The 21509-nt window shown below is 41.4% G+C and carries 7 protein-coding genes and 1 pseudogene; 4 read left to right on the forward strand and 4 right to left on the reverse strand.

Features of this window, described 5'->3' with window-relative positions; all coding sequences use genetic code 11:
- Positions 1-204: 204 nt before the first annotated feature.
- A complete protein-coding gene (locus DXA54_RS07595; RefSeq protein WP_008649504.1) occupies positions 205-4179 on the reverse strand; it encodes a two-component regulator propeller domain-containing protein in 3975 nt (1324 codons plus the stop codon).
- A gap of 280 nt (positions 4180-4459) precedes the next feature.
- Between DXA54_RS07595 and DXA54_RS07600 the strand changes: the two genes are divergently transcribed.
- The 4 genes from DXA54_RS07600 to DXA54_RS07615 all read left to right on the forward strand — a co-directional run bounded on the left by DXA54_RS07600 (position 4460) and on the right by DXA54_RS07615 (position 16728).
- Positions 4460-6811, forward strand: coding sequence for a glycoside hydrolase family 2 TIM barrel-domain containing protein (locus DXA54_RS07600; protein ID WP_008649503.1), 2352 nt, complete (start codon positions 4460-4462; stop codon positions 6809-6811).
- A 52-nt stretch (positions 6812-6863) separates the two neighbouring features.
- Positions 6864-9404 (forward strand): glycosyl hydrolase 115 family protein, encoded by a 2541-nt coding sequence (locus DXA54_RS07605; protein ID WP_008649502.1) that lies wholly within the window; start codon positions 6864-6866, stop codon positions 9402-9404.
- A gap of 710 nt (positions 9405-10114) precedes the next feature.
- Positions 10115-12550, forward strand: coding sequence for a glycosyl hydrolase family 95 catalytic domain-containing protein (locus DXA54_RS07610; protein WP_055235222.1), 2436 nt, complete (start codon positions 10115-10117; stop codon positions 12548-12550).
- Between the two features lie 158 nt (positions 12551-12708).
- The gene (locus tag DXA54_RS07615; protein WP_120079154.1) at positions 12709-16728 is read left to right on the forward strand and encodes a two-component regulator propeller domain-containing protein; all 4020 of its coding nucleotides are present in this window, start codon (positions 12709-12711) and stop codon (positions 16726-16728) included.
- Between the two features lie 21 nt (positions 16729-16749).
- On the opposite strand, the gene DXA54_RS07620 is transcribed toward DXA54_RS07615, so the two are convergent.
- The 3 genes and pseudogenes from DXA54_RS07620 to DXA54_RS07630 form a co-directional block, all read right to left on the reverse strand.
- Positions 16750-18138 (reverse strand): glycoside hydrolase family 43 protein, encoded by a 1389-nt coding sequence (locus DXA54_RS07620; RefSeq protein WP_004299674.1) that lies wholly within the window; start codon positions 18136-18138, stop codon positions 16750-16752.
- A 7-nt stretch (positions 18139-18145) separates the two neighbouring features.
- On the reverse strand, positions 18146-20062 hold the full coding sequence (locus tag DXA54_RS07625) for a sialate O-acetylesterase (RefSeq protein ID WP_120079155.1): 1917 nt from the start codon (positions 20060-20062) through the stop codon (positions 18146-18148).
- Between the two features lie 33 nt (positions 20063-20095).
- Positions 20096-21409: pseudogene (locus tag DXA54_RS07630) on the reverse strand (glycoside hydrolase family 5 protein); the annotation flags it as partial.
- Positions 21410-21509: the final 100 nt, after the last annotated feature.

Below are 21509 nucleotides of genomic sequence, written 5' to 3' on the forward strand. Positions count from 1 at the left end.
TTTAATGTTAGTAAAATACATCAAAGTCCTGATAAAGAAGCTGACATTTCTATCTCATTTATCAGTTGATGCAAATTTACAGCACTCCACTCTTAAGGACATTCTTATACGTTACAAAAGCTAAAGTACCCGTTTCCACGACTATTCAATCCGTTTCATTCAGGTTTCTCAAAGTAACGTTCTTCCTTCTATACATATACAGAATTAGGATTCATTCTCTAATCTGCCAATATAATCCGTAGGAGAAACTCCATAAAACTTTTTGAAAGCAGTAGAGAAATGAGTATGATTAGTGAAGCCGACAGCATAAGCAACTTGAGATATATTCATTTTTTTATCCTTCAACAATAAAGCAGCTTGTTTAAGACGGATATTGCGTATAAACTCACTGGCAGGAATTCCCGTCAGTTCTTTCAACTTCCGGTGAAGTTGCACACGACTCAATCCAACCTGTTCTGCCAACATCTCCACATTCAGTTCCGAGTTATCCAAATAGTCATTAACCACCTTCATTACACGCTCCATCAATATCTCGTCATTTGACTTCATTTCTACTGTTCTCACTTTATCTTCCTGATCCTGTGCACCGGAGAATTTTCCTTTCAACAACAAACGATTGGCTATCAGACTTGCAATCATAGTCGAAAGTTCTTCCACAATAAAAGGTTTCGTCAGATAAGCGTCCGCTCCCTTATCCAATCCTTGGATACGGTCCGGATGTTCGGCTTTTGATGTCAGCAGAATGACTGGAATATGGCTGGTATTTCCGTTTCCCTTCAACTTTTTCACTAGTGTAAAACCATCCATTTCGGGCATCACAACATCAGATACAATCAAATCGGGCAATTGCGCTAATGCCAGCCTCAACCCCTCGTTTCCATTTTTGGCTGTCATTACCCGGTAAATTCCGCCTAATTCCATCTGCAGAAACTCCCGGACTTCATCATCGTCATCCACCACCAACACTCTATAATTAGTTTTACTACGTCCAATTTTCTTTTTCTCCGGTTTCTCCAATTCATAAGGATGGCTCTGTAAAACCATCCTGTTTTCCAAGGAGTGTTCCACCATTTCTTCTTTTTTCAGATGATTATTGCCGAGTGGAATACGAATTGTAAAACAACTCCCTTTTACATCTTTCCGATTAGATGCAACCACTGTACCATGGTGTAAACCAACCAACAAGCGGCAAAGATTCAACCCGATTCCAAACCCTATAGGAGTAGAAGACAACTCGGCGGATGCCTGGTAAAAACGTTCGAATATTTTCTCCAGCTTACTTTCATCAATACCCGGTCCGGTATCCATAATCATTATCTCTGCATAATTACGAAGAACACCCGACTCTTTTTTATTTACTCCCGCAGATAAACATACGGTAATCTCCCCTCCATCCGGAGTATACTTAAAAGCATTTGAGAACAAATTAACTAGCACCTTATCAAAATTATTCCGGTCAATCCATACAGGAAGTTCTTTCAGAGTATGTTCGAAAGTAAACTGTATTCCCCGTTTTTCCGCCTGATAATCAAAAGCCTGGAACAAGTCATCAATAAAGCCCACAATATCTGTTTCCGAACAATGAATTTTCATCTGCCCCTTGTCGATTCTACGAATATCAAGCAACTGATTAATCAGTCCGACAATCCGATTCGCATTTTTATATATCGAGCGTAAAGCTTTCGTTGTAGGTTCATCATATTCACGCCTCAACAATGTCTCCAGAGGACTAATAATCAACGTCATTGGCGATCTTATCTCATGAGATATATTGATGAAGAATTTCAATTTCTCTTCGTTGATTTCTTCCCTCTGTTTACGCTTCAATAGATAATAAAACTGCATCCCAAAAACTACCAGAAGCAAGAGATAACAGATATATGCCACGGTAGTCTGATACCAAGGAGGAGAGATATGGATACCCACCTGCTTCACTGGGGTATAAGTCCCATTTTCACAGGCACGCACTTCCAGCGTATAGTTTCCGGGAGACAAATGGCTGTACGTAATACGATTCACCCCGGACAAAGTAATATTCCAAACAGTGCTCAATTCTTTCAGACGATATTCATAATGAATATTCTCCGGCTCGCGAAAATCCATCGTAGAGAATTCAAAAGTAAATGTATTGTCTTCATGCGAGAGCCGGAAGTTTTTCGCATCCATCAATATCCCTTCAATCACTTTTTTCCCTCCGGAAAAGGTTTCAGAAGTAATAGGCTGATTACCTAAATACATATTCATAATCATCACCTCCTGCAAAAACTTCTCCGGCATTATCAGTGCCGGAGAAAAACGGGTGATTCCATTACTTCCTCCAAAATAGATATTATCTTCCTTATCATAAAAATACACTCCACGGGAATACTCTTTATCAATCAGTCCATTACCCGTATAATAATTGATAATTCTCGATTCGGCAATTTTAATCTGGTTAATGCCTTTGAATGTACTACACCAGATATTTCCTTCCTTGTCTTCCGCCAATCCGCATATCACATTATTAGAAAGTCCATCATCGGTCGAATAAAGCATAAAGGAACGACTGCTACGGTTCCACATATACAAACCGTTATTCGTTCCGATCCAAATATTACCATTATGATCTTCCAACAAAGAATAGCAGACACGAGTATTCAAAATGGAATCCCCTTCAATCTCTACGAAACGATCGCTTCGGGCATCATAGCAACTGATACCTTTATAGTGTCCTATCCATATAATATCTTTTGAATCACATAAAAGCACATTGACCCATCGGTTTTTCATCATTTTTCTAGTTTCTGGTGCTTTCTCGCCCGGGTTCCATGTAGTTCCGGTAGGAAGATGATAACCTTTTAGCCCTTCACCGAATACTGAAATATACAAATTTTTCCGTGAATCTTCCGTGAGACTTTTTATGCGACATTTTCCGATCTGAGGGAGAAAATGACACTGTCCCGTACGAGTATCCAACTGTGCCAAACCATTATAATAAGTACCGATCCAGAAAGTATGATTACTATCTTCAAAAATAGAAATCACAGTTTGTGAGGTGGCAATATGATCTATAATCTCACCCTCGGCATTAAACTTAAAAAGCCCCCCATTTTCCAGTCCTGCCCAAACGAACCCCTGACTATCCTGATATATGGAAGTGATAATATCCCCCATATCATATCCCTTCTCCGAGAGATTCCAAAATCCGAATACCACCGGACGGTTAGGAATCATCACTATTCCTTTCTGAAAGCATCCCAACCAAAGATTCTGATTACGGTCTTCTGTTATCGCAACGACTTTGGCCGTATTCATATTCAAAAATGGAGTATGTATATTTTCTACAGGAGTCAATAACCGTTTTTCCTTATTAATAGAATAGACTCCCTTACCGTATGTACCTAAATAGATAACTCCATCTTTTGTTAAGGTCATTTCACGTATATCTATCCCTTGTCTGTCTTTAACTCTGAATGGAATAAAAGTACTGGATACTTCATCAAACATCAGGACCGTTCCGGCAACTGTTACAAACAAGGCTCCCTCCTTATCTTCAAGAACTATACCTGCCAAATTTCCCGGCAAATCCGGTGTCTTATAAACAGCTTTTTTCCTACCAGAAGCATCCAGGCATACCAGTCCTTGTCTATCTGTACTAATCCAGATACGATTAAAACGGTCTTCATAAATGTGATTGATTGATTGTGTACCACATATTTTATTAATTTCCCCCAAAGCAACGACTTTATTATTCTCCCGATCAACCTTGAAAAGCCCGCGTCCAGTAGCAACTAACCATATTTCACCATTCTGCAACTGAACAATTTCCGCCACACTGGGAGTCAGGTTTTCTTCAAAAGGGACTGTGCAGAATACATCTTTCTCCGGAAGATAATATTGTAATCCATTGCTACATCCCACCCACAATCGTTGATCCCTATCTACAAACAATTCACGTACAATGTTTCCCAACAAAGAAGTAGCATCGTTCTCCTTATTCAAATATTGGGTAAACTGTACCCCATCAAATTTGTTCAAACCATATTCGGTTCCTATCCATACAAATCCGCGCGCATCCTGACAAATCGTAGTCATCAGGTTACAGGTTAACTGACCCGAGTCATAAAAACGACTATTCTCCGAATAACCATATCGGCAAAAAAATAAAAGAAAGATAAAAAGAAAAAATAACTTTCTCATAGCATTTCCAATTAGATTCAATGCTGCAAAATAGGAAAGTTTCTCCGGATTATACAAATAGAAAAGGAAGTTTTTTCCAGGTTTCACAGGCCTTCCGGAAAGTATGTAACGAAAAGAATACAATATGAAACATGTAGAATAGTGTTGTAACACCAATCAATGGAATAGAAGCATATTCCCAAACGTTTCTCCCCCGGATCTCCTATCTTTGCCAATAAGAAAACACACTATCAGTGTTCCTTGTAAACTATAGAATTGAACCTTTAATAAATGCTCAACCATGAAACAAAAAATTTTAGTCACTCTTGTATTAATCATTTGTGTTACGAACCTATCAGCACAAAATAATATACGAATCAAAGAGAATTTCGATTTTGACTGGAGATTTACACTTAGTGACCGGCCCGAATATGCCACAGTAGATTATAATGACAAAACATGGGATACGGTTCAGTTGCCACACGACTGGAATATCCAACAAGAGTTTGACATCAAGTGCGGAGGGTCTGCAGCCTATTTGCCCGAAGGGATCGGCTGGTATCGTAAAACATTTAAAATTCCCTCACATTACAATGGGAAGAAAATTTCTATTCTTTTCGATGGTATCTTCCAACAAAGTGACGTATACGTCAATGGGAAGCACCTTGGGTTCCGTCCGTATGGGTTTTGTAGCATCGAATACGATTTGACTCCTTATCTAAATGCAGATAAAGAGAATGTGATTGCCGTCCGTGTAAATACTACTGGAGGACGTCCGCGCTGGTATGCTGGTGCGGGTATCTACCGACATGTTTGGTTGCAAGCGTTCAATCCGGTACATATTACCACTTATGGTACCTATATTACAACTCCTTCCGTCAGTACGGATAAAGCAGAAGTGCACATTGTAACCACTATGAAAAACAGTACTGACAAAACACAGACTCTCACTATCTCCCAACAAGTACTCGACGCCAGAGGAAAGGCAGTTACCCAAAATGACAGCAAGAAACTCACACTGCCAAGCCAAGATACTTCCGATCTGAAACAGATACTTTCATTGAATCATCCACAATTATGGAACTTGGAGAATCCTCAGATGTACCAGATGGAGACCATCATCAGAGCCGGTTCTAAAATAATAGACATCTATCGGACACCTTTTGGAGTACGAACATTCAAGTTCGATCCGAAGCAGGGATTCTCCCTCAATGGGAAACAGATCAAGTTAAAAGGTATGTGTCTGCATCAAGATGCAGGAAGTATGGGAGTAGCAGTTCCCGATCGGTCATACGAACGGCGGCTGGAAATACTGAAAGAGTATGGATGCAACGCTATCCGCTGTGCCCACAACCAACCTTCTCCCGAATTTCTGGATATGTGTGACCGTATGGGATTCATTGTTATTGATGAAGCATTTGATAAATGGAAATCAGGATACTATGAGAAATACTTTGATGAATGGTGGCAGAAGGATCTGGAAAACATGTTGCTTAGAGATCGCAATCATCCGAGTATCGTACTTTGGAGTATCGGAAACGAAGTACAAGAAGCATGGGACAACAGCACTACGGGAGTTGAAAGAGCTACAATGCTGCAAGCATTTGTACATCAATACGAACCCAGCCGCCCGGTAACCCTCGCTGCACAAAACGGTCATCAAGCCAAATTTTCCGGTGTAACCGACGTAATCGGCTACAACTATCTGGAAGCCCGTATGCTTAATGACCATCAAAAGTATCCCGAACGTTGCTTCCTCGTATCGGAAGAACTACCCTATTTCAGTGGTGAGGAAGGAAATATACGTAGCTACACTCCCTATAATCCTTGGAATATAGTAGCTTCCCATGACTTTATTGCAGGAGGTTTCATTTGGTCAGGAGTAGATTACTTGGGTGAAGCCGGATGGCCCAGTAAAGGATGGCCGAATGGTTTGTTCGATATATGTATGTTTGAGAAGCCACGGGCCGCCTATCACCGGGCTATGTGGAATCCGGAACCAATGGTGCGCATTGCAATCATAGATCCCTCACTGGATATAGATCACGGACGTGACTTATGGCAATGGCCTAATATGGCCGCACATTGGAATTTTCCCGAACATTATCGAGGACTGGTCATGGAAGTACGCACCACTACCAATTGTGAGAAAGTGGAAATGCTAATGAACGACAAATCAATGGGAATACATAAAACCGAGAATTTCCCCAATAATACTATTATCTGGTATTTGCCATATACTCCCGGGAAACTAGTGGCCAAAGGTTTCAACGGAGATACAGAAGTAGCCAACTATCAACTGGTAACCTCCAAAGAAACGACCAATGCGCTTATTACGCCAGACAGAACCGAAATTAAGGCTGATGGTCAGGACTTGTCACACATTGCCATTCAACTGATTGACTCTGACGGCAACCGAGTGCAGACAGATGATAGAAAAATAACGGTAAGTGTAGAGGGAGAAGGGAAATTCCGAGGTATTGACAATGGAGACTTGCGTCGCAAAAGAACATTTGCCGGCAACCAATTAAGAACCTATTTTGGAACAGCTCTAATTACCGTACAATCTACCCGGAAAGTGGGAACAATGCAGGTAAAAATAGAAATGGAAGGAAACAGCGTCCCTTATATTGTAGAAATCCGAAGTAAATAAGCTGTAGGAGATTTTAATAAATCCCAATGATTAACAATTTATTTATAATGACATGAAAAGAGTAACCGCTTTATTAAATTTTCTGTTCTTTATCAACATCGCTTTCGCTGCCGACCGTTTTGTTGTGTTCCAACAAAGTCCGGATTATTTTCCAGTTATCTCAAATGGAGTTCCTTGTTCTATCCTTACTGACAGTAATGAAGAGAAAGGAATCCAGATGGCTATCAAAAATCTTCAAAAAGATATAGCCCAAGTTTCCGGCAATCGACCGGAAATTCTGAATATTTCTAATGGAGATAGACAAACGATCATTATCGGCAGTAACGAATCCCCTTTTATCAAAGCTCTATTTAAAACCGGCAAGTTGGAAAAGGAAGAGTTGAATGGGAAAAAAGAAAAATATATAATCCGGACTATCGACAAACCACTAGAAGGAATTGACCGTGCACTAGTCATTGCCGGAAGCGACAAGCGGGGCACGATTTACGGTATTTACGAACTTTCCGAACAAATAGGTGTATCCCCCTGGTATTGGTGGGCCGATGTCCCTGTCGTAAAACAAAAGAATGTATATGTTATTCCGGGTAGTTATACCGACGGCGAACCTGCAGTCACTTATCGAGGTATCTTTCTAAACGACGAAGCTCCCTGTCTGACCGGCTGGGTAAAACAAACTTATGGAACAAACTATGGTGACCACCGCTTTTATGCACGCATTTTTGAACTGATACTTCGCCTGAAAGGTAATCTTGTATGGCCTGCCATGTGGGCATGGGCTTTTTATGCGGATGATCCTCTAAACAGTAAGACAGCTGATGAAATGGGAATTATTATTGGCACTTCCCATCACGAACCCATGGCACGCAATCATCAAGAGTGGGCGAACAAGCGTAAAGAATACGGAGCATGGGATTACACGACCAACCAGAAAATGCTCGACCGCTTCTTCCGTGAAGGTATTGAACGAAGACAAGGTACAGAGGATATTGTGACTATCGGTATGCGTGGTGACGGTGATGCCGCCATGAGCGAGGATATAAACGTGAAATTGTTGGAAAGGATTGTAAAGAATCAACGCAAGATTATCGAGAAAGTGACCGGACGACCGGCTAAAGAGATTCCCCAAATCTGGGCTTTATATAAAGAAGTGATGGATTACTATGACAAAGGAATGCGTGTTCCCGATGACGTAATCATGCTATTGTGCGATGACAACTGGGGAAATGTACGCCGCTTGCCCAACGAAAAGGAGCGTAAACATCCTGGTGGTTGGGGAATGTACTACCATGTAGATTATGTAGGAGCCCCCCGAAATTCAAAATGGATCAATGTTACTCCGATACAAAATATGTGGGAGCAACTCCAACTGACGTATAACTACGGGGTAGATAAATTATGGGTATTGAATGTAGGCGACCTCAAACCCATGGAGTATCCCATCACTCTCTTTCTGGATATGGCATGGAATCCAAGGCAATATAATGCCGGCAATCTGTTAGAACATCCCCGCCGTTTCTGCGCACAGCAGTTTGGCAAAGATCAAGCGGATGAAGCTATGCGAATCTTAAACCTGTACAGCAAATATAACGGTCGCGTAACGGGAGAAATGCTCGACCGGAATACTTATAACCTGGAGACCGGCGAATGGAAACAAGTATCTGATGAATATCTGAAACTGGAAGCGGAAGCTTTGAGACAATACATATCATTGAAACCAGAATATAAAGATGCCTACAAGCAATTAATCCTCTTCCCTGTTCAAGCCATGGCAAACCTGTACGAGATGTATTATGCACAAGTCATGAACCATAAATTGTACAAAGAAAACAATCCGCAAGCTAACGAATGGGCAGATAAAGTGGAACAGGCTTTTGCACGGGATAAAGCGTTGAGTGACGATTATAACAATGTTATGTCCGGCGGTAAATGGAAGAACATGATGATTCAGAAACATATCGGTTATACCTCATGGAATGATAATTTCCCCGCTGATACACTACCACAAACCTACCGAATCGAAAATCCGGAAAAGGCTGTCGGTGGATACGTCTTCACCGGGAAAGACGGATATGTAGCTATGGAGGCCGAACACTATTACAGCACTAAAGCAGCACCAGGTACGGAATGGACAGTGATCCCCTACATGGGACGAACCCTTAGCGGCATGGCTCTGATGCCTTATACCCAGCCGACCGACGGAGCTTCTATCTCCTACAAAATAAAATTGCCTAAAGGAGTCGACAAAGTGACTGTTCACGTGATAGTGAAATCGACTCTTGCTTTCCACGACCGGAAAGGGCATGAGTACAGTATCGGATTCGAAGGAACGAAGGAACAGACTATCAATTTCAATCATAACTTAAATGAGCTTCCTGAAAATGTATACAGCATATACTATCCGACAGTTGCAAGACGTATCGTTGAGAAAAAGGTCAAACTGAATGTGCCGAATACATCAGACGGCATGCAGACACTAATTTTCAAACCTCTTGATCCGGGCATCGTGCTGGAAAAGTTGGTTGTAGACTACGGAGGCTACAAGAAATCTTATCTGTTTATGAATGAATCGAAAAGCAAGAGAGATAATAGATAAAAAGATCCATGTAGAGACAAGTCAATTACTACACACTGATTGTATTTACATATAAATTTTGCAGTTCTTATTGTCAGCCGTCATTCCTATTCATTAGACGAATGATTTCCAGCACATTAGACGCTGACAATAAGCCCTGACAATAGGCTGACAATAACATTTTATAAGTTTTATTGTCAGCCTATTATTTTATGATTTTACTCTCCCATATCTCCTATCCATCCAGCTTTACTTACCTTTCAAGAAAAGCCTCCATTAAACATCCGTCATACAACTGGTATACTTCTATCATTCAATAACTATTGTTCGGTCAGGATACCGGTATACTTAATTCTTCACGGCCGTGGTAGCTTCTTCCCACAGCCGTGACGAGTTCCTACCACGGCCGTGGGAAGATCTTGTCACGGCCGTGGGGAATTAATGATACCGGTACTTTCATAGAACAATACCGGTATCCCAACGCAACTATACCAGCTTCCCTTCTTATACCTCCCTACTTAATCAGCTTGCAAACAAGCTACTTGACAAGAGGGCAAGGCTGATAATAAATCAAAAAGAAGCCAGCAGTTATTATTTTACCCTGTGGAACATACACCATATATATTAGTAACATAAATATGGAAAGAAGTTACTTCCAAGGTAGATTTCAGAAACAGTTTTTTGCCTTTTGTATTGGGAAATGAGCTACCTTTGCTACAAATCCATACAATATGAACAGAAACACTTTTTTTGTATTATTCCTATTAATAAGCAACCTTGTTTCAGGACAGGACCTGAAACTGTGGTATAGTCAACCTGCACAAAATTGGTCGGAAGCTCTCCCTATTGGTAACTCCCGTCTTGGAGCCATGGTATATGGCGGAATCGAACGCGAAGAATTACAACTCAACGAAGAAACATTTTGGGCAGGTTCTCCATACAATAATAATAACCCGAATGCCGTACATGTGCTACCGGTTGTACGCAAACTGATTTTTGAAGGGAGAAACAAGGAAGCGCAAAGACTCATTGACGCCAACTTCTTAACCCAGCAACACGGAATGAGCTATCTGACATTAGGTAGTCTTTACCTGGAATTTCCAGAACACCAAAACGCATCCGGCTTTTACCGCGATCTGAATCTGGAGAATGCAACGACAACTACCCGTTATCAAGTAGATGACGTCACTTATACCCGCACCACTTTTGCTTCATTTACTGATAATGTCATTATTATGCATATCAAAGCAAGTAAAGCAAACGCACTGAACTTTACTATTGCATATAACTGCCCTCTAGTACATAAGGTGAATGTTCAGAACGATCAGCTGACCGTCACCTGTCAAGGGAAAGAGCAGGAAGGTTTGAAAGCCGCACTACGGGCAGAATGTCAAATCCAGGTAAAAACGAATGGCACTCTCCGCCCGGCAGGAAATACTCTCCAAATAAATGAAGGAACAGAAGCCACCCTTTATATATCGGCAGCAACCAACTACGTAAACTACCAGGATGTCAGCGCCGATGAATCCCACCGAACCAGCGAATATCTGAAAAGAGCAATGCAAATACCTTACGAAAAAGCTCTCAAAAACCATATCGCTTATTATAAAAAACAATTTGACCGTGTACGCCTTACATTACCGGCAGGCAAAGCTTCCCAACTGGAGACTCCCAAACGAATTGAAAACTTCGGAAATGGGGAAGACATGGCAATGGCAGCTCTACTTTTCCATTATGGACGTTATCTGCTGATTTCTTCTTCGCAACCGGGTGGGCAACCGGCTAATCTGCAAGGTATATGGAATAACAGTACTCATGCACCCTGGGATAGCAAATACACCATCAATATCAATACAGAAATGAACTATTGGCCGGCAGAAGTCACTAATTTAAGTGAAACACATAGTCCGTTATTCTCAATGTTGAAAGATTTATCCGTCACAGGGACCAAAACCGCCCGAAACATGTATAACTCACGCGGATGGGTGGCACATCATAACACCGACTTATGGAGAATCTGTGGTGTAGTCGATTTTGCAGCAGCCGGCATGTGGCCTAGCGGCGGCGCCTGGTTGGCCCAACATATCTGGCAACATTATCTTTTCACCGGAGATCAAGAATTTCTAAAAGAATATTATCCGATACTGAAAGGAACCGCACAATTCTATATGGACTTTCTGGTAGAACATCCTACCTATAAATGGCTGGTGGTAGCTCCCTCCGTATCGCCTGAACATGGTCCGGTCACTGCCGGATGCACCATGGATAACCAGATTGCTTTTGATGCACTGCATAATACCTTATTGGCTTCATACATCGCAGGTGAAGCCCCCTCTTTCCAAGACTCCCTCAAACAAACACTAGAGAAGTTGCCACCTATGCAAATAGGAAAACATAACCAACTACAAGAATGGCTTGAAGATATTGACAATCCCAAGGACGAGCACCGTCATATTTCACATTTGTACGGGCTATATCCGAGTAATCAAATTTCTCCATACTCAAATCCCGAGTTATTCCAGGCAGCAAGAAACACATTGCTTCAACGCGGTGATAAAGCTACCGGTTGGAGTATCGGCTGGAAAGTCAATTTCTGGGCACGTATGCTGGATGGAAACCATGCCTTCCAAATCATTAAAAATATGATTCAACTATTGCCCAACGATAACTTGGCTAAAGAATATCCGAACGGGCGTACCTATCCCAATATGCTGGATGCCCATCCGCCTTTCCAGATTGACGGTAATTTCGGTTATACAGCCGGAGTAGCGGAAATGTTGCTCCAAAGTCATGACGGTGCCGTACATTTATTGCCGGCATTGCCTGATGCATGGGAAGAAGGAAGTGTGAAGGGGCTGGTGGCACGTGGAAACTTTACTGTCGATATGGACTGGAAAAACAATGTGTTAAATAAAGCGATCATCCGGTCGAATATAGGTGGTACGCTCCGCATCCGGTCTTATGTTCCCCTGAAAGGGAAAGGCTTAAAACAAGTAAACGGGAAAGAGTGCTCAAACAGATTATTCGCCACCACTCCTATCAAGCAACCTCTTGTAGCCAAAGGGGTAAGTGCGCAATCTCCCAAGCTGCAGAAGGTTTACGAATATGACATCGAAACAAAAGCCGGTAAAAGCTATATTGTAAATACAATGAAAGGAAAACAATAATACATAAGGAGAGGTTAATCTTTTCTCATGTTACATTTTTCACAAACGATGTTACAACATCTGATTGTACTCCCGGAGCCTAATGAAAATATTCATCTTTTATTAGGTTATATTTAGGTTTTTATTTTTCTTTGTACAACAAACAACGATCTATAACTATGAAAAATGTATTCACTTTTCTATTATTATTGTTTTCTTTGTTATGCAACGGGCAATCTCCTAAGTTATTCACTACTGACAAAGAGCTCTCCAGTAGTCTGATTAATCAAATATATCAAGACCGGAACGGTTTCATTTGGATTGCAACAGAAGATGGTCTGAACCGTTATGACGGTGCTAAATTTACCATATACAAACATGAGCCCAATAATGAACATTCGTTAGCCCACAATTTTGTTCGTACTGTTTTTGAGGACAGCAAAGGTCATTTGTTTATCGGTACATATATGGGAATTCAAATGTATGATCCGGCCACAGACAATTTTACCCCACTTGCAATAAGGGAAGACAATGGAGAAATATTTGAAAGCAATATTGTTTCCTTTATCGAAAGGAGAAATGGAGAAATATGGGTATCCGGAAATATGTTGTGCAGGTTGAATATCAAAGATTACCTGTTGACTGTTCAAAAAATTGATATCCCCATGACATCAACAGGATTTATGATTGAAGACAAGAAACAGAATGTCTGGATAGCAAAAGGCGAAGAAGGAGTATATCGCCTTGATTCTAATAACCAACTTACTTTGTATTTATCTAAAGACAACGGATATGTCAAAAGTATATGTGAAGATTCACGTGGGAATATTTATGTAGGAAGTATGAGAAAAGGACTATTCGTCTATAACAAAAGACAAGACTCCTTTATACCTATTGATTTTAAAGAAAAGAGAGAACTTCCTATCTGTTTCCTCTATTCCGGACCGCAAAATGAATTATATATCGGAACTGACGGTAAAGGTATGAGTGTCTACAATAACCAAACTCATGAAATCTCCGAATACAATTTTGACAACAACTATTTTGATTCAAAAAATTCAAAAATACATTCTATCCTAAAAGACAATTCCGGTAACTTATGGTTGGCTGCTTATCAGAAAGGAGTCATGCAGATACCTGCCCGAACAAACAGTTTCAAGTATATAGGACATAAATCCATGGATAAAAACATAATCGGTTCCAGTTGTATAACCTCATTCTGCAAAGACAACAACGGTATGTTATGGGTTGGAACAGACAATGACGGAATTTATGCCCTGACAGAAAAGTTAGAACCGGCTAAACATTTCTCGCATACTAATCACCCTAATTCTGTGCCTTCAACAGTTATAAAACTATATGAAGATTCCGAGTACAACATTTGGGTCGGCTCCTTTATCAACGGTATGGGAAAGCTGAACAAACAGACAGGATTATGCGATTACCAGTACAAACTGGTAGATAAGAACAACAACTATATACAACGTGTATATGATTTCGCAGAAGATAAAAACAAGCGACTTTGGATTGCGACAATGGGATTCGGTTTGTTCTACTATGACCTGAAAACGAAAGAATTTACATCCGTACAATCTCAGACATCTCTAATCAACGAATGGATAGGTTGCCTCCACTATTCCGATGATAATAAGCTGTATGTCGGAACTTATGACGGCGTCAACTGTATAGACCTTGACAGTCCTGATTTTCAAAGTCATAAGATACTCTCACAAAATGTTATTTATTCAATCTTTGAAGATGCCGACGGAGTTGTCTGGTTGGGCAGTTCCGAAGGATTATCCGGTTGGAATAAAAAAACGAAAGAACTAACCACTTATACTACTGCAGACGGATTGCCCAGTAATACAATATATGCCATACAAGGAGACGGAAAAGATTTTCTTTGGATAAGCACCAATGCCGGAATTTCCCAATTCCAAAAGAAAAACAACAAATTTATCAATTATTATGTCAGCGACGGATTACAGGGAAATGAGTTCTACAAGAATGCCTCCTTCAAAGATAAACAAGGTATCATCTGGTTTGGCGGAATGAATGGTATCACCTATTTCAATCCGCAAGACATTATCAATCCGGCAAAAACATGGAATATCCGGATTACCGACTTTTTCCTGCATAACAATCCGGTTAGAAAAGGAATGAAATCCGGTATTCACAATATTATCAACTGCCCTGTATTCAACGCAAAAGAGTTTTATCTATCCCATAAAGACAATGTGTTCAGTATCGAGTTTGCCACTCTGGAATTAAATGCCCCCGAACACATCAACTACCTTTATTCTATCAACGATGAAAAATGGATTAGTTTGCCCAAAGGTGTAAACCGTATCTCATTCAGCAATCTGAAACCCGGTACCTATAACTTTAAAATCAGAGCAAAAGACAACACCGTGTATTCAAATATAAAAGAAATTACCATCTTTATATCTCCTGCATGGTATGCTTCATGGTGGGCTAAAGTTATCTACTCCTTATTATTACTGACCATTATATTTATCATTATTCTTCAGATCAGACATCGGTACAGAATGCATCAGGAAATGCTGCAACATATCCATGCCGAACAAATCAATGAAGCAAAATTGCAGTTCTTTATCAACATCTCTCATGAGATACGCACTCCGATGTCTCTAATCATCAGCCCTCTACAGAAACTGATTAAGAATGAGGAGAACAATGAACGCCTGAAAATATATCATATTATCTACAGAAATGCGGAACGTATTCTGAATCTTGTCAATCAACTAATGGATATTCGGAAAATTGATAAAGGACAAATGTTCCTGATGTTCCGGGAGACCAATATTATTCCTTTTATTGAGGATTTATGTACAACTTTCGGTCAACAGGCAAATACAAAAAATATCCAGCTACAACTTCACAGTACGCTCCGGGAACTGAATGTATGGGTAGACACAGGTAATTTTGATAAGATTATCCTGAATATTCTGTCTAATGCCTTCAAGTTTACTCCTGAAAAAGGAAACATAGATATTACCATCCGTACTGGAGAAGATAATACACTGCCCGATCCCTTGAAACAATATGCCGAAATAATTATCGCGGATACCGGAACAGGCATCGATGAACAGGAAAAAGAACATATCTTCGAACGTTTCTATCAGATCCGTAACAGCCAACAGAATCCGAAAGGCGGAACAGGAATAGGATTACATCTTACTCGTTCATTAGTGGAATTACATCATGGAATTATCTATGTAGAAAATAATAAAGAACAACCGGGTTGCCGTTTTATTATCCGATTACCGTTGGGTAACAAGCATCTACGACCTGAAGAAGTTGACAACAATGAGCAAAAGGTAACAGTAGCCGTACCAACTGTTCCTGTCATCTCTCCCATTATAGAAAATAAGGAAGAAAAGAAAGTCAGGGTAAAAACTAAATATCGCGTATTAATTGTAGAAGACGACGAAGAAATCCGAAATTATATAGCGAAGGAGTTTGGGGACAAATTTCATATCATGGAAAGCCGTAATGGTAAAGAAGCATTAGAGCAAATATTTAAAAAGGCTCCGGACTTAGTCATTAGTGACATCATGATGCCCGAAATGGACGGACTCACCTTATGCCGGAAGATCAAGCAGAATGTAAACCTCAACCATATCCCAGTCATTTTGCTTACTGCAAAAACGAGGGAAGAAGACAACCTTGAAGGTCTGAATACAGGAGCCGACGCCTATATCATGAAGCCATTCAATATCGAAATTCTGCAAAAGACGGTAGAAAATCTGATTAATACACGGCAGCAGTTACGCAAAGTATTTACAGGCCAGCAAAATCTGGAAAACAAGGTTCAGAAACTGGAAGTGAAATCACCCGATGAGAAATTGATGGAACGTATTATGAAAGTGATCAATGAAAACATCAGTAACCCTAACTTGACAATAGAGACAATCACCACCGAGGTAGGTATTAGCCGCGTACATCTTCACAGGAAACTCAAAGAGCTCACCAACCAGACAACCCGTGACTTTATACGTAATATACGTTTAAAAGAAGCCGCTCGTTTATTGTCCGAAAAACAGCATACCATATCCGAGATAGCCATGTTAACAGGATTCACTGATCCTAATAATTTCTCGACAACATTCAAAGAATTGTATGGAATGCCGCCTTCAATGTATATGAAAGAGCAGTTGAGTAAAAAAGAAGAGTAACCCAACTGCTCTCTAGCATGTTTATCTGTTAAACTTGTACCAATCAAAGTTAAACAGTTTGCAGCCTTTACGTCCTTTGAATACAAAATAAATATCTTGTATTCCTGTGACCGGTTTTACAATATCAGTCTGCAATGTTTTCCAGCATTCCCAACCTCCCGTTGAAGGAATAGTCAGTTCCGCAATTAATGGTCCGCTTATACTGTCTGTACGTACTTCAAGTGTTCCGCCACGAAGGGCACTGGCAACGGTAGCAGTGAACCGTTTGGGGGATTTATTGCCGAAATCCACTTCACGTACCTTTATATAATCTCCATTATGAATTTCAGATATATATATACCGGTTTTCACATTTGGTTCGGACTTCACACCTTCAGAAAAAGCGATTGTTTCAGCTTCCACCCTTTCGTAAGGATTGAGCGTACCTACCGGTGACACCCCTTCCCGGGTAGCATTAATAATCGGGAAAGTGCCGTCAGCGTTATACTTAAATTGCTCCACCGCCGCACTTCGCCCGAAGCCTCCACCACCCGGCAGCTTACCCGTATGATAGAAGAAATAAGAATTGCCTTTATAGTCTATCACTCCACAATGGTTAGTAAACGAGCCCGTATCTTGTAAAGGCATGATTTCTCCCATATACTTCCACGGCCCAAGAGGTCCGTCACTCATGGAATAGGCAATATGTTCGGGTACACCTCCGGCAGCATAAAGAAGATAATATTTTCCTTCCCGTTTATGAAGCCATGGACCTTCTGTATAAGTATCTTTATACTTAACATCTTTGACACGTTTTTCCGGATTGGGTGCACCAAAGCTCTCAACAGTCTGTTCCAGTTTGCCCACTTCACCTTTCAAGGAAATCATGTCGTCATTCAGTTCTGCATAATAGATATTCGGATTTCCCCAATACAGATAAGCACGACCGTCATCATCAATGAAGACCGTAGGATCAATATAGTCCCAGCTTCCGTCATGAAGCGGTTTGCCGATGGCATCTTTAAAAGGACCGACAGGCGTATCACCGACTGCCACACCGATTGCCATCGTATTGGAAAGTTTGGAATGCAGGCAGACATACCAATAAAACTTACCATTACGCTCTACACATTGTGCTGCCCAGGCACGGTCGTCCGCCCAGTCGAATGATTCGATGGCAAGAGGAGAGCCGTGATCGGTCCAGTTCACCATATCTTTGGTAGAATATACACGCCATTCCTGCATCCAGAAAAAATCCGCTTTGTCTTCATCGTGTCCCGTATACACATACAAGGTGCCGTCGTGTACCATAGGAGCCGGGTCTGTAGTAAAGCAAGTTTGCACAATCGGGTTTTGCGCTGACAGTCCTCCTTCGGTCATAACCGAAACGAGCAACAATGTAGCTGCGATAAATGTAGATTTCATTTTCATGCTATTTTCAGTGTTTAAATAAATGTGGTACAAATTCTTTCAGGCAACGTCTCCACGTGAGCCATTCATGCGCTGTGCCTTGCGATTCATAATAATCAACCTCGATACCCAGTTTCCGGAGTGAATCCACCATCTTCTTTGTTCCCATTTGTTCCTCCGTGCCACAGCCGAGAAAGAAATAATTCACTTTCTTATTGAACTTGTCCGCATCCGCAAACACTCCGTTAAAACAAGTCTTCATATCCAGACCAAAAATCGCCCCGCTGAAACTTCCGATATAAGAAAACTTATCGAGATGAGGCAGAACCGTATTGAAAGTCTGATGTCCTCCCCACGAGAGTCCTGCCATAGCACGGTGTTCGCGGTCGGTTTTCGTACGGAATGTCCGGTCTATCATAGGAATCAGGTCTTTCAGAATAACGTCATAAAAGGTGGCGCCATACAAAGCCCGCTCCTCGTTCACATCTTTTCCCGGACGCGGCCGGAACGGAGCTTCCACATCACCGCTATCCATCACCACGAGCATCGGCACACACTGACCGGATGCAATCAGGTTGTCCATAATATGATTCATCTTTCCCTGCGTGCTCCAGCCGGTTTCATCTTCACCCATGCCATGTTGCAGATACAATACCGGATAGCGCTTCTTCGGATGAGTTTCATACTCTGCCGGCGTATATACCATACACCGACGGAACTCTTTCTGCGTTTCGGAGTAATACGTACAGGAACGAACCTGCCCGTGAGGTACCTGTTGAGGACGATAATAATCCCCCTCCTCACCTTCAGGGATTTCGATGCCACTTGCCATACGGCAACAACCGAAGAACGTATAACTGGAAGGATCTGTTACCGACACCCCGTCTGCAATCAGGAAATAATAATGGAATCCTACAGGCAGAGGGTTGGTCGTTGCCGTCCAGAGTCCTCCGGCATCTTTCCACATATCATACTTCTTTCCGCAACAATCCACTTGTAGCCTGTTAGCCTGCGGAGCATAGAAACGAAAATGAGCACGCCCCTCTTTATCCACCCGGGGATAGTCATATCCCGGAATATTAGTGGATGCCGGTTCGGTAGTAATCCCGGAGTTTGGTTCCTTCTCCAACAAAAGGAGTCGTTTCCCGGCATACCGAACTCCCAATTTCCTGTATCCCTCTGCCGTGAAATGCAAATTATCTTCTGCGGCAGGACAGCCCGAAGAAGGAATCACGTATGCGGTCGGAATCACTTGCGGCAGCGTATTGATTATCTCATTCATGCTTGCACATCTGCCATTCTGGTCGGCATGCACTACTTCTCCCGCCAACAAGGGAACATCTTTTGCCTGAAGATTCAAATCCCTCAACAAATTCTCATAGAATCTCTTTACCTTTTGAGGCCACTCTTTATCACCGGTATTAGACTCGCCCTGATGCAAGAGGATACCTTTAATCACTCCCGCTTTTTGTGCTTCTACAGCCAATTCCTTTAGTCTACGGTAAGGATTATTACCATACGCTTTCGCGGTATTTTTCAGCCATTCCGGTTGAGAGGCAATATGCTCTTCGCAATTCTCCTCATCAAACAGTTCAATCCTGCAACCACCTACAGCTACATTGATGACACCTACCTTAATATTATCAGGCAGCCTTTCCACTAACGTACGTCCGAAATAATCGGCCGGTGTTAACCCTGTATGGCAACGTACCAACGGAGGAATAGCCTTATACCACTGTCCTTTGACACGTCCCAAAAACGGACAATCAACAGCCGCCATCATCAGAAAGCGTTCATTGACATTGCACGTATCCTGGGCCTCGATCTTTGCATTCCCTTCCATATTGGATTGTCCCAGACAAAGATAAATATGGAAATTCGGGTCTTGTGCAAAGGCAAATATGCCTGCACATAATAAACAACTTAATAATATAATCTTCTTCATCTTGTAACAAAACTGATATTATTATTCATCCATTTCGGCATACTCTTTAAACCAGTGATAAATAGCCCACGGGCACGCTTCCGGATCATTCAAAAAAGTATAGTTTCCCGGTTCACCCGCTACATCCTTAAAAGCAGCCAGTTCATGAGACTTTGTAGTAAAGAACAGCCAGGAAACATTGCCGGATTGATCGGCTATGTATTTGAAATTAGCTCCAAAACCTTCGCCTTTCGCCACTCCCGTAATACTTTTCCCCCATGTTGCATCATATTTCTTCGGTGCCCAGTCTATCTCAGTCACCATGACAGGAGCAAAACTAGCTACCGGACCTACTTGCTTGTCCCAACCACGTTGGAAAGGTTCATATCCCCCTCCTGTAGAGGAGCCATTTCCTTCACCACTGTCCTGTTCGGCATCACTTCCATACCAGCCCGGATAACAGTGTACGGCAAAACCAATATTTTCTCCTTCGATACGATGGTCTTTATAGCCACTATACTGAGATTGCCAGCCCAATCCGGGTACCCAAATGATATTGTTACAAGCATTTCCACGTATTTTATCAACAATCGCCTGAAAATACTTTTGCATATTGATGAAGCAAGCATCACCGTCACCACCATATTTACCGTCTGTACCTTTTATATGAACGGGTTCATTAGCCAACTCGAACATAATCCCGGGATTATTCTTCACAACAGCATTCTGCGATACAATGTCCCATACTTTCAGCAGAAACTCCTGATAAGAATCTCCCAACTCTATACCTAGATACCTGTTATCTTCAGTATCACCTGCATGTGGACAAACTCCCGGCGGGCGCATCACCACATACATCCCTTTAGAAATAAAATATTCCGCCATCGGGACAAATAACTCTTTCAGGTACTTCTTGAAACGTGTTTCCGAGAAACGTTCATGTCCTTCATAACGCACATAAGGCAACGTAGTATCATCACTCCAATAAGGATCCATGTGCAGACGTACAAAGTTAAATTTCCATCCGGCAGCCAGTATTTTATCCACCATACTTTTGTTATAGCTAAGACAACTGCTTACATCATAATTACTCCATGCGTTGTTATTAAAATAAGGACTATAAGTCTGCGTAAATCCATGCAAGTTGACAATTTTCCCTTGTTCATTTTTCAGATAACGTCCCTCTACATGTAAAGGAACAACCAGCTTCGGAGAATCAGGATCATCATCCGATTCATCACCACCGGTATCATCACCGGGTGTTGTTTCTTCTGTTTTTTTTTCGTTTTCCTCTTGCGGAATTTCATCCTTGCCACAAGCAGAAAACAACAGACAAGACAAAGTTAATATACCTATTATTCTTTTCATAATTTCATCAATCTATTTAATTACATCTATTTAAAATAATAGCGGAGCTCTATCGAGAGACTCCGCTATCCGGACGAGCGTGCCTAATCTAAATCAGCAT

Source organism: Bacteroides sp. OF03-11BH, from assembly GCF_003604005.1.
In the GTDB taxonomy this organism is placed as follows: domain Bacteria; phylum Bacteroidota; class Bacteroidia; order Bacteroidales; family Bacteroidaceae; genus Bacteroides; species Bacteroides ovatus.